This window comes from Halothiobacillus sp., assembly GCF_028710545.1.
Classification (GTDB): domain Bacteria; phylum Pseudomonadota; class Gammaproteobacteria; order Halothiobacillales; family Halothiobacillaceae; genus Halothiobacillus.
In genome coordinates this window covers 1-11,709 of the sequence record NZ_JAQTTX010000064.1, presented here as the reverse complement: position 1 = coordinate 11,709, position 11,709 = coordinate 1, and the positions used below count along the sequence as shown (strand labels likewise).

At 53.2% G+C, this 11,709-nt stretch carries 13 protein-coding genes; 10 read left to right on the top strand and 3 right to left on the bottom strand.

Annotated elements, in window-relative coordinates; all coding sequences use genetic code 11:
- The 4 genes from atpG to glmU form a co-directional block, all read left to right on the top strand.
- A partial coding sequence (atpG, locus tag PHD44_RS11205; protein ID WP_300191672.1) for an ATP synthase F1 subunit gamma occupies positions 1–546 on the top strand: 546 nt, incomplete at its 5' end.
- Between the two features lie 41 nt (positions 547–587).
- Positions 588–1,976 carry a F0F1 ATP synthase subunit beta gene (atpD, locus tag PHD44_RS11200; protein ID WP_298218886.1) on the top strand — a complete coding sequence of 463 codons (1,389 nt, stop codon included), beginning with the start codon at positions 588–590 and terminating at the stop codon, positions 1,974–1,976.
- A gap of 14 nt (positions 1,977–1,990) precedes the next feature.
- Entirely contained in the window at positions 1,991–2,437 is a 447-nt protein-coding gene (gene atpC / locus PHD44_RS11195) for an ATP synthase F1 subunit epsilon (RefSeq protein WP_300191669.1), read from the top strand.
- Between the two features lie 119 nt (positions 2,438–2,556).
- Entirely contained in the window at positions 2,557–3,945 is a 1,389-nt protein-coding gene (gene glmU / locus PHD44_RS11190; protein WP_300191667.1) for a bifunctional UDP-N-acetylglucosamine diphosphorylase/glucosamine-1-phosphate N-acetyltransferase GlmU, read from the top strand.
- A gap of 174 nt (positions 3,946–4,119) precedes the next feature.
- Here glmU and hemW read toward each other — a convergent pair whose 3' ends face one another.
- The 3 genes from hemW to PHD44_RS11175 form a co-directional block, all read right to left on the bottom strand.
- On the bottom strand, positions 4,120–5,286 hold the full coding sequence (gene hemW, locus PHD44_RS11185; protein ID WP_300191664.1) for a radical SAM family heme chaperone HemW: 1,167 nt from the start codon (positions 5,284–5,286) through the stop codon (positions 4,120–4,122).
- On the bottom strand, positions 5,286–5,921 hold the full coding sequence (rdgB, locus tag PHD44_RS11180) for an RdgB/HAM1 family non-canonical purine NTP pyrophosphatase (protein ID WP_300191674.1): 636 nt from the start codon (positions 5,919–5,921) through the stop codon (positions 5,286–5,288). The genes hemW and rdgB overlap by 1 nt, the downstream gene beginning before the upstream one ends.
- Before the next feature lie 95 nt (positions 5,922–6,016).
- On the bottom strand, positions 6,017–7,012 hold the full coding sequence (locus PHD44_RS11175; protein WP_300191663.1) for an OmpA family protein: 996 nt from the start codon (positions 7,010–7,012) through the stop codon (positions 6,017–6,019).
- A 474-nt stretch (positions 7,013–7,486) separates the two neighbouring features.
- Here PHD44_RS11175 and PHD44_RS11170 point away from each other — a divergent pair, with 474 nt between their 5' ends.
- The 6 genes from PHD44_RS11170 (at position 7,487) to PHD44_RS11145 (ending at position 11,611) form a co-directional block, all read left to right on the top strand.
- Positions 7,487–7,765 carry a pilus assembly protein gene (locus tag PHD44_RS11170; RefSeq protein WP_300191660.1) on the top strand — a complete coding sequence of 93 codons (279 nt, stop codon included), beginning with the start codon at positions 7,487–7,489 and terminating at the stop codon, positions 7,763–7,765.
- A 168-nt stretch (positions 7,766–7,933) separates the two neighbouring features.
- On the top strand, positions 7,934–9,529 hold the full coding sequence (locus tag PHD44_RS11165; RefSeq protein ID WP_300191658.1) for a pilus assembly protein TadG-related protein: 1,596 nt from the start codon (positions 7,934–7,936) through the stop codon (positions 9,527–9,529).
- Positions 9,530–9,575: 46 nt separating this feature from the next.
- Positions 9,576–10,103 carry a hypothetical protein gene (locus PHD44_RS11160; RefSeq protein ID WP_300191655.1) on the top strand — a complete coding sequence of 176 codons (528 nt, stop codon included), beginning with the start codon at positions 9,576–9,578 and terminating at the stop codon, positions 10,101–10,103.
- A 19-nt stretch (positions 10,104–10,122) separates the two neighbouring features.
- Positions 10,123–10,677, top strand: a complete 555-nt coding sequence (locus tag PHD44_RS11155; RefSeq protein WP_300191652.1) for a hypothetical protein — start codon at positions 10,123–10,125, stop codon at positions 10,675–10,677.
- 15 nt (positions 10,678–10,692) lie between these two features.
- Positions 10,693–11,187, top strand: a complete 495-nt coding sequence (locus PHD44_RS11150) for a hypothetical protein (protein ID WP_300191649.1) — start codon at positions 10,693–10,695, stop codon at positions 11,185–11,187.
- 7 nt (positions 11,188–11,194) lie between these two features.
- Positions 11,195–11,611, top strand: coding sequence for a TadE family protein (locus PHD44_RS11145; RefSeq protein ID WP_300191647.1), 417 nt, complete (start codon positions 11,195–11,197; stop codon positions 11,609–11,611).
- The last annotated feature ends 98 nt before the right edge of the window (positions 11,612–11,709 follow it).

Below are 11,709 nucleotides of genomic sequence, written 5' to 3'. Positions count from 1 at the left end.
TACCAGAGCAATGGTATTGAAGTGGATGTCATTCCGGTTGGCACCAAAGGCCGAGCGTTCTTCAAGCGTTACGGCGGCAATGTGCGCGCTTCGGTTGTGCACATGGGCGACAAACCCAGCTATGCCAAAATGCGCGGTGTTATCAACGCAGCCATGGATGCATTTGAGCAGGGTCAGGTAGACCGGATCGAGTTGGCGCGAAATTCCTTCGAGAATTCGATGGTGCAGCGACCGATGGTTGAGCAAATCGCGCCCTTGGTGTACCAAGAGTCGCCTGAACTCAAGCACCACTGGGATTATCTGTATGAACCAGACTCCCACGCCGTTCTCTCTGCCGTATTGAAGCGGTATATCACAGGGCAAATCGTTGCCAGTGCAATTGAGAACGTAGCCTGCGAAATGGCTGCGCGTCGGATTGCCATGAAGAACGCGACGGACAATGCCGGCGACATGATCAAATCATTGCAGCTGGTCTACAACAAGGCCCGTCAAGCCGCTATCACGCAAGAGATTTCGGAAATCGTATCCGGTGCAGCGGCCGTTTAACCGCGCAACGGAAAGCCATTTTTATATTTGAGGGTACAGACATGAGTTCTGGAAAAATTGTCGAAATCATCGGTGCCGTCATCGATGTCGAGTTTCCGCGTGATGCGGTTCCCAAGGTCTATGACGCCATCAAGATCGAACAAACCGGTTTGATCGTTGAAGTGCAGCAGCAAATCGGCGACGGTGTTGTTCGTGGTATTGCCATGGGCTCATCAGACGGTTTGAAGCGCGGCATGACCGCCATCAACACCGGTGCACCGATTCAGGTTCCTGTGGGCAAAGGCACACTGGGCCGGATCATGGACGTTCTGGGCAACCCAATCGACAACGCAGGTGATGTTGCCTGTGACGAGAAGTGGTCCATTCACCGCAAGCCGCCCACCTTTGATGAGCAGGCGAACAGCACTGAATTGCTGGAAACCGGCATCAAGGTCATTGACTTGCTTTGCCCCTTCGCGAAGGGCGGTAAAGTGGGCCTGTTCGGTGGTGCCGGTGTGGGCAAGACCGTCAACATGATGGAATTGATCCGTAACATCGCCGTCGAGCACAGTGGTTATTCCGTTTTCGCGGGTGTAGGTGAGCGTACGCGTGAAGGGAACGACTTCTACCACGAGATGAAGGATGGCGGCGTTCTGGACAAGGTGGCCCTGGTGTATGGCCAGATGAACGAGCCGCCAGGAAACCGTCTGCGCGTAGCGCTGACCGGCCTGACCATGGCTGAATTCTTCCGTGATGAAGGCCGTGACGTATTGATGTTTATCGATAACATCTACCGTTACACCCTGGCCGGTACCGAAGTATCCGCTTTGTTGGGTCGTATGCCTTCTGCGGTAGGTTATCAGCCGACGTTGGCCGAAGAGATGGGCGTTCTGCAAGAGCGGATCACGTCCACCAAGACCGGTTCAATCACCTCCGTACAGGCCGTTTACGTCCCTGCGGATGACTTGACCGACCCATCTCCTGCGACCACCTTCGCTCACTTGGATGCAACCGTGGTTCTGTCGCGTGACATCGCTTCTCTGGGTATTTACCCTGCGATTGACCCGCTGGATTCCACCAGCCGTCAGCTGGACCCGCAAGTGGTTGGTGAGATGCATTATAACGTTGCGCGTTCTGTTCAGAAGACCTTGCAGCGCTACAAAGAGCTGAAAGACATCATTGCGATTCTCGGTATGGACGAATTGTCTGACGACGATAAGGCCACGGTATCCCGTGCGCGTAAGATTCAGCGTTTCATGTCTCAGCCGTTCTTCGTGGCCGAGGTATTCACGGGCGCGCCGGGCCGGTATGTTTCACTGAAAGAAACCATCCGTGCGTTCCAAGGTATCGTGGCCGGTGAGTACGATCACCTGCCAGAGCAGGCATTCTACATGGTCGGCACGATTGACGAAGCGGTTGAAAAAGCAGCGAAACTCGCCGCCAAAGCTTAATTGGAGGAGACGATATGGCTATGACCATTCGTGTTGACATCGTGAGTATGGAGAAGCCTATTTTCAGCGGCGAGGCCACGTTTGTGTCCATTCCGACTGAGGCGGGTGAAATGGGCGTTACGCCCCTGCATACACAGACGTTGTCCATTCTTCGTCCTGGCGAGGTTCGCGTCCATCAACCCGATGGCAGCATTGCGCGTTATTTTGTCGGTTTCGGCGTGCTTGAAGTTCAGCCGATGGTGGTCAGCATCATTGCTGACTGGGCATTGACGGAAGCCGATGCGCACGGTATCGACGCGGCCGAGCTGGAGGCGAAGCTGGCGGAAGAAGCCGAGTATATTCATGATTATGAGCAGCGTGGTCAACTTGACTTCACGTCTGCGCAGTCGATCATGATCGAAGCATCGGAACGACTCAAATGGGTGCGTTCCATGCGAGGCTTGGGCAGCGGACGTCACTAACGACCAATTGCTCATTGTGAATCTCGTACGGAAGCCCCGTAAATAATTCGCAATTTGATAAAGGAGCCCGGACATTTGTCTTGGCTCCTTTTTTTTCGCTTCCCTTTGTTGAGGTGTTTATGACTACCCAATCCCTGCACATCGTTGTTCTGGCGGCTGGAAAGGGCACCCGTATGCGGTCCGCCAAGCCCAAGGTTCTGCACCCGTTGGCCGGCCGGTCGATGCTGGATCGTGTGCTTGATGTAGCCGAATCATTGAAACCTGCGTCATTGCGTGTTGTGATCGGCTATGGTGCAGACCAGATTCGCCGGCACTGTTCGCGCCCGGACGTTTCCTGGGTGGATCAGACAGAACAACATGGCACAGGGCATGCCGTGGCCCGTGCGGTTGCGGATATTCAGGGTCAGCCCGAAGATCGCGTCTTGGTGTTGTACGGTGATGTCCCCTTACTTGATGCCGAAGTGCTTTCGTCTCTTCTGAGTTCCGCCCGCTCCGCTGACCTCGCGGTGCTGACCACAGAACTGGATAATCCCGGTGGCTACGGTCGGATTATCCGTGATCACGAACATCGCATGATCGCCATCCGTGAAGAACGCGATGCCAGTGCAGACGAAAAGAAAATCACCGAGATCAATACCGGCATGCTGGTCGCCAGCCTGGGTGCCTTGCGCACGTGGTTGCCGAAACTTCAGCCACACAATGCGCAGGGCGAACTCTACCTGACCGATATCGTGCAAATGGCAGCAGAAGAGGGAAAATCCATCGCAACCCACCTTGCTCCCGATCCGTTGCGGGTCGCGGGCGTGAATGACCGTTGGGCGCTGGCTCAAATGGAGCGCGCCTGGCAGCTTCGTCAAGCGCAGGCACTGGCCATGTCGGGGACGACGATTGTCGATCCTGCACGGATTGATATCCGTGGCGAAGTCATCTGTGGCATGGACTGCCAGATCGATATCAATGTCGTGTTCGAAGGGCAGGTGCGCATAGGCGACAACGTTGTCATCGAACCCAATTGCATATTGCGTAACGTCACCTTGGGCAACGGGGTACGTGTTCGTGCCTTCAGCCATCTGGAGGGTGCGACTCTGGGTGAAGGCGCTGAGGTCGGCCCCTATGCACGACTTCGGCCCGGCGCCGAATTGGCGGAACACAGCAAGATCGGTAACTTCGTTGAAGTTAAAGCCAGCCGCATCGGAGCCGGTTCCAAAGTCAACCACCTCTCATACATCGGCGATACCGTGATGGGTGCGGACTGCAATATCGGCGCGGGTACCATCACCTGTAACTACGATGGGGCCAATAAGCATCAAACGGTTATCGGGAATCATGTGTTTGTCGGCTCCAGTAGCCAGCTTGTGGCCCCGGTTCATTTGGGCGATGAGGCCACCGTCGGCGCGGGTTCGACCATCACTCAGGATGTGCCGTCGGGCCATCTTGCCGTGGCGCGATCCCGCCAGGTGATGAAGAGCGGCTGGAAGCGCCCCAGGAAGAAACCCAAGGCCGAATAAGTCTGGAAGCTGAACCAGTTAGGGAAGGTCTGCACAAATGCAGACCTTCCCGTGCAGGGCATGGATGCCCTGCCGCTCAATGACGCAAGTCATTGAAATGCGGAGCACAAGACGGGCGTGTACCGGCTTGTGCGTTTCTGCACGAAGCCATGGATGGATTCGTGCAGAGATTCCTTAGTCAGGCAGGAAGCGCAGCAGCACATCGTTCAAATAGCGCGTGCCGCGTGGCGTCGGGGCGATGCGGGTGATGTCCCAGCGAATCAGCTCTTCTTTTTCGAGTTGGTGCAGCGTATCGCTGATGACCTTGATGGGTAAGCCGGTGCGTGCCGCAAACAGGGGCACGTCAAAGCCATCGGTCAGACGCAGCGCATTGAGCATGAATTCAAACGGCAGCTCATCGGTTGGAATGCTGTGGGCGGTGATGGCTTGCTCCGTGCCTGCTTTGGCCAGGTATTCATTCGGATGGCGCACGCGCTCCCGGCGCTCGATGCGGTTTTCAGCGGCCAGCGTGATCTTGCCGTGCGCGCCTGCGCCGATGCCGAGATAATCGCCAAATTCCCAGTAGTTGCGATTGTGCTGGCATTGATGGTTTTCTAGCGCATAGGCAGACACTTCATATTGAATCAACCCCGCCTCATGCAGGGCAGCCAAACCCTGCGCCTGCATTCGATCCATGGTCTCGTCATCCGGCAGAACGGGCGGGTGAGCCGCGAACGGCGTGTTCGGCTCCAGCGTGAGTTGGTACCAGGACAGATGCGGCGGCTGCAAACTGATGGCGGTGTGCAGATCCGCTAATGCTTGTTCTGTCGATTGTTCCGGCAGGCCATGCATGAGATCGATATTGAAACTGTCGAGCCCGGCATCATGGGCGGCCTCGATGGCACGGAAGGCTGCCTTGGCATCATGGATGCGTCCGAGTTTTTTCAAATGCCGTTCGTTAAAGCTTTGCACCCCGATGGAAACCCGTGTGATGCCAATGGCGCGGTAATCGGCCAGATGCCCGGCCATCTCCGTGCCCGGATTGACTTCCATGGTCACTTCACGGCAAAAACGCAAATCAAGCAGCGCACGCAAGCCGGACATCAGGCGATCAATCGCTTCCGGGCTGAACAGGCTCGGCGTTCCACCACCCATGAAAATGGTTTCGATCGGACGCCCCCAGATCAGCGGCAGCTCGCGTTCCAAATCGCGCAACAGGGCATCTATGTAATCGCGTTCCGGTACGGCGTTCCCTTTGAGCCCATGCGAATTGAAGTCACAGTAAGGGCATTTTTCCACGCACCAGGGCAGGTGGACATAGAGCGCCAGCGGCGGGTTTTCGGTGAATTGCAGCAGTTGCATTAGAAGCGTGTATTTCCCAGTTGCCGCATGAGATCGGTCAGTGCACGGGCGCGATGGCTGATTCGGTTTTTGATTCCCGACGACAGTTCGGCCGCCGCACAGTTGTGTTCGGGCACATAAAACAGCGGATCGTAACCAAATCCTTCCGTTCCTCGGGGCGCATCCAGAATTTCGCCGGGCCAAAATCCCTCAGCTGTCATCGGGGCCGCGTCTTCGGCCGAGCGCAGCATGGCCAGCGCGCAAACGAAGCGAGCGGTTCGATCCGCCTGCGGATATTCCGCCAGTTCGTTCAGCAACCGCGTGTTGTTGGCGGCATCGTCTGCTTCAGGGCCGGCATAACGGGCCGAATAAATACCGGGTGCCCCGCCCAGAGCCGTAACCTCAAGACCAGAATCATCGGCAATCACGGGCAATCCGGTCAACCTCGTGGCCGCGCGTGCCTTGATCAGCGCATTTGCCAGAAAGGTATCGCCATTTTCCTCGGGCGGTTCGCCACCCCAGTCCCCGAGCGGAGCGAACGCAATATCGGCCAAGGCCGGGAAATCCGGAATCATGGCTGTTCGCATGGCTTCGAATTCACGTAACTTGCCCAAATTGTGCGTGGCGATAACCAGCGTCGTTGTCATAGGTTCCAGCTCGCTAGAAACGGATAAAACAGCCGCAAGTATAGGTGAAAACGACCGGAGGCACTGGCTCGGGTCGAACGACAGAAAGAGGCGCGGGGCCGGAGCTATTGCAGAACCATCTCCACTCGTCGATTGAGCGCGCGACCCTGATCCGATGCGTTACTGGCAACGGGCGCAAAAGAAGCGACGCCCTCGGCAACCAACCGGTTCGACGAAATACCGTACCCGGTAATCAGTGCTTTAACCACCGCCTCAGCTCGATCCCGGGAAAGCTTCAGATTATGGGGTAATGCACCTGTATCATCGGTATGACCAACGATATATACACGGGCTGAAGGCTCTTGTTTCAGCATTTTAGCCATCTCGCCCAGTTCCTTGTCAGAGCTCGCCTTCAGCGCCGCGCTATCCGTCGCGAAATGAATGCCATAAAGTGCAATATGGCCATTCTGGGCAAGTCCGCTACTGATGGCCTTAGCTGTGACCGTCACCTCGCCGGTCTTCATCGGTTGGCCTTCAATCAGTTTCAGGTAGGCCACGGGGGCTTGCAGACCTTGCGCCGAGTCGCGGTCGATCACCATAAGCATAAGGTCAACATTTCCTTGCGGACGTTGAAGATGCGCCGTCAACTCATGAAAAACGCCGTCCATGCCCGCAGCGCCGATCGCATAATTTGAAGTGCCGACACGCCCGGCGAAGCCATGGAGTGGTTGTAGCCCCTGATTGGCCAACTCCCAGCCACATTGCTGTGTGCCCGAGCATTGGAACGGAATACTGAATCCGGCTTTGGTCAGCGCCGATTCGTAATTGCGAAACACCTCCATGCCACTGACGCTTTGGGGGATGCCATAGAAGTACCACGCCGTCTTTCCGCTGGCCGTCATGACTTTACTGGGTGCGGGTTGATTATCTTTCCATATCCCGAGCGGCAATGCCGACTCATCGTAGTTCTTCTGTTGGCAGGCCAGTAAGGTCGAACCCTGGAATCTGGACACGATCGGGTTGTCCTTGCAACCGACCGCATCCTTGGCGGCAAATACAGACGTGGACGTCACTGAAAGGCAAAGAAAAAAAGCAAATTTGATCGCGGTGCGGTAGATCATAATTTAAGTCATCCATAACTTAGTGAAAGAATTTAGTGTGCGGTGAACGTCGTCACAGTCATTGGGCGATCAGATTCCTTTTAATGGATGGAACACGTGGTTCTGTTTTGACAGAGTGTATCAAGTCAACAATAACCTGGTTCGTTGGCTTTCATCCGAGGTTACACCCTCCTTACCCAAGTGAGTTCGCGGCTCGATCACATTTCCAGAAGAAAATGCCTGAACTCACCCACAACCACGCAGGTATGTTCAAGGGCTAATTAGTTTATCAGGATAAACTTTTGTTGACTTATTTTACATGATTGCATTACAAATAAAAAAGGGTCGTTGTATGGGTGCTCCTAGGTGAGTGCCCGTATATTTATTGGATAAATGGCCCTCCTGAATTCCAAGTCGGCTTCTACTGCCAAGGATTAAATCGGTTTGGATCTGTCGATTTGGATTTCGGGTTGCTTTACAATTTGGAGGTAGTTCATGAACACATTGCACAACACTCGCCGCAACAACACCCGCGCTCGTCAACGAGGTCAAGGAATGACCGAGTACATCATAATCACCGCTCTAATCGCAATCGCCGCTATCGGTGCCGTCATGTACTTCGGGCAAACGGCTCGCTCGCAAATTGGTGGTATGGCGGAGGAGTTGTCAGGTCAGTCCGCCACTTCTGATATCCAAACTGCCAAATCAGCTGCTGGTCAAGCTCGCTCGGAACATAAGCAAAAATCCCTCAACAGTTACGACAACACGCAGTAACAGCAATGGCCTGGATCCGGGAAAAATGTGGGTGAGTTCCTCAGCGGTGCTTGCGCCGCTAACGCTCTCTCTGCTTCTTCCCGGTCTCATCAAGCTGTTGCACTGATGCTTGTGTTATCCAGGAGGTGTCTGGTGCAGGGAATTGCATTGAAGCTTCGACGGAAAAAAATGTCCTTGCCTTCCCGGTTCAGCGGGCAGGCTCTTATTCTTGCACTGATTACACTGGTCGTGCTGGTGGTCGGGGTAATCGTGCTGTTCAATTCCGGCCAGGCGGTCAGCAAAAAAATGCAGTTGGTTAACACGGCTGACGCCGCTGCCTACAGTGCGGCAGTACAACAGGCGCGTGCTCTTAACATGATCTCGTACATGAATCGAGCGACCGTCGCGAATCAGGTGGCAATGGCTCAAATGGTCAGCTGGTATTCGTGGACCAATTTTGCCATTAGTGCGACAGATCATCTCAAGGATGCCATACAAACAGTGGCGATTGTCGCTGATATATCAGTCGTCGGTGCTGAGCTTGGCGCTGTTCTGCAACAAGCCGCAAACATTCTTGGTAACGTTAAGGATGCTTTGGTTCAGGGGCGAGATTTAGAGCAAGAGGTTTTAAATATTGCATCAGCCGTTATTGCAAACCTTGATGGAGCCTATTCTAAAGCTTCGCATTTGATTGCCAGCCCTGTGCAGTCTGCAGATATTGCCAATTTGGCTCGTCGGATCGCGCGGTTGAATAATCCTCGGGCGGATATTCCTGCAATGGGCTTGGCATTGTTGGTACAGAGTGCACGGAGTGCGAATGGTTATGTTGCTCGATATGTGACTCCTACGGATGGAAGTCAGTCCGCAGAGGCGGATCGCCTTGCCAATGTGGTTATGGAAGCCCGTGATCCTTTTTCACGAGTGCGTAATGGTCATGTCGGTTTCGGCGCGGGTAGCGGATTGGCCAGCATAGGATTATCAATGGACAAAAAGGGCGGTACTGACCTTGTTCATTATCGCAATTGGGTTGGTGTGGACACACTGAACCTGCATGTCTGGTTTCCGCTCTGTTGGTCGGGCGGATGGTTCTCTCATCCAGAAACCTGTCATGTCTATGTGCCAATGGCCTGGGGTGGGGCGGCGGGGGTAGATAAAGAGCCCAGCAACGGGTTTAGTGGTTTGGCACGCCAGGATAATGGCTGGAATGGCCCATACACGGGGAGACCGCAGGAATACGCAGGCCCCGGTAGTTACCCTGCCTACGGTGGCGCTTTGCAAAATGGGTCTGCGGGTAATCTTGTGCTTTCCGATCCCGCGGGAAACGGCACCCCTTGGATCAAACCATCTTTATCCGTTATTCCGGGAGCCACCGTCGGCCTTCCCGACTACAACGATATCAAAAGTGACAAGGCCACCGTTCCCTACCTGAATGGCAAGAGCGCCTCCGCTAACGGGGTGAATAATTTGGATGTCGGCCCCTTGTTCACGGTACTCGTTGAAGAGTCCATGAACTCAGTCCGCACCAGCAGCCATGTGCCTGGTATCGGAGGCCCGCCGGATTTTGATATTGCCGATAAAACCGTGCACGACAAGATGACCGCGCTTTCCTCTGCTCAGGTGTATTTCAGTCGCTCGCAAACGCTGTTTCCGAATCTTGTCGATTCGCATCGAGAGACAGGCAGTCTGTTCAGTCCGTACTGGCAGGTGCGCCTCGTGGAAACACCTTGCACGACTCAATTGGCGGTTGCGGCCACCTATGGCGTGGTCGGCGTTTGTTCGCCGTGAAATTGCATTGTTATCAGCTACCACCTTATTCCAACAAGGACTATTGATGAAAAAAATATTCATAGAGCAAGAAAAACCCGGCAGTTTAACCCGCACAAACTATGGGTACAGATATCGTGCTTTGCATGTCGCTGTTCTTGTGGGGGCGATCATGGCAGTGAACCAAGCCTATGCAGCGTCGGGCGATTTATTATTTTCTGGCCCCGTGAGTGGAAAATTATCATTTGGCAGTGCTGAATGCACACCCATGGGCGAGAGTATTGGCACATTCACCGCGCCAGCGTATAACCCAAATCGAGGAAGAGGAGAAGACGGACTTGCTTTTTCAGAGGCTGGTTACGAACTTCTGCTCTATTCCAAGAAATTTGGGCATTGCCGAAGAGTCCATAATAGCCAGGGAATTTTTTGGCACCATGTAGGTGATAAGTGGTCTTTGAAATTTAAGGATGTAAAGGTCTCTTGCACAAATTTCGATGTGGAACCTTGGGTTACGGTTGAAATTAACTTAAATGGGACTTTCGCCTGCACCCAAAACATTACAGAAAATTCACTACGGGTAATCGAATCGAAGTAAGCGCAGAGGAAAAAGATCTATGAGCAAGGAAAATAGTGTTATGAACATGGGGACTTTAAAGAAGCCAATAAACAAGATAGTTGTTTTTTTAGCTTTTGTCTTTGCATCCTCCTGTGCTTGGGCTGAAAAAGCGCCCGTGACCATACTGCATTTCCAAGGGGTCATTAATGGCTCAGTTCAGTTTGACAAGGTCGCTTGTGGCGCTATCGACAATGAGCCAAAAACATTTGGTATCGATGCACCTCCATGGCCTGTAGTTCGTGATGGTAGGCGATTTGGACCAACTTTTTCTCTAACCGCCGGAGTCAAGGTTCTGTTCGTGCCCGATCAATATCACCAGCGGCCGATCACTACTTTTACTTACGAAATTCCTGCAGACCATCCAGAAATAGTTTGGCATAAAATAGAAAACAAAAACTACCAAGTCACCTTAAACAAAGTAATGATGACAAGCTACAGCGAGGATGGTGCGCGGCACATAACTTATTTAAGCGGAAAGATATATTGCAATATTGATCCCGAGCAACAACTTGAATATGCGAACAAAATTTTATCCAAAAAATCGAATCCATAACGAGGTGACTGTGGAATGACTAAATATGCCAACACAACTTATTTCTTGAGCATTGTTAAAATGGCAATTATGTTTTTTTTATTTAATGCAGCGGGAGCGAGTGTTGCCAGTGCAGATAACCAACAGCCCGCAGATAGTGAATTGCATTACACCGGCGCTTTAACCGGCACGGCGACATTTAACCTCATTAATTGCACTCTGAAGTCTGGGCATCTGGTAAGTCTTGGTTATTTTTCTGCCATCGGTAAATCTGATGGACCGAATATTGCGTTATTTAGCGTCAATGATGACGGTACGCAGCAGCGTCTTGGATTTGTTCCCAGTGGCAAGAGTCAGCAGGATTTCTATTTCACTGCCAAGGCATCCGGCACGATTCCTGGATTGGATGCATCGACCGTATCAAGCACCAAAACAATCACATTCACGCATGTGTTGCTTCGTAAGCGAGGATCAAATAACGACACGTTAACCCTCGACGGCCGATTGACTTGCGCGACAGTCACAGAATAACGCCGGCATGAATTACCGCACAAAATCAGCACCTCCTCAAACCGGGAGCAACCGCCATAGGCAGCAGGGGCAAAGTCTGGTCGAGATGGCAATCGCTTTAACGGTTTTGATACCGCTTGCCGTGGGCGTGATGTTGTTAGGGCAATTTATTCACATCAAATTGCAAACCCAGAATGCCGCTCGAGAAGCCGCCTGGGCCGCTACGGTTGATCCCGCTCTTGCAACGGCGGACATTCCGAGCAAAACGTCCGTAGAAATACAATTACGTCAACATCATTTTGCGGATGCTGATACTGCAGTTCGTAGCGGAGGATCTGCGCCTACGGGCTTCCCTGATCCGATGTTGACCACATTTGCCGGGCGCCCACTACTGAATCCCGCTGACTTGACCCTAACCCGGATATTTCACCGCCCCATGATTTGAGCACATTCCCGTGACATGCTGGGCAAGGCTGATGGGGTAATGGCGTCGATTGCTCGATCCTTGAGCCATTTCCTGAATTTCGGGCAAACCTCCCCCTA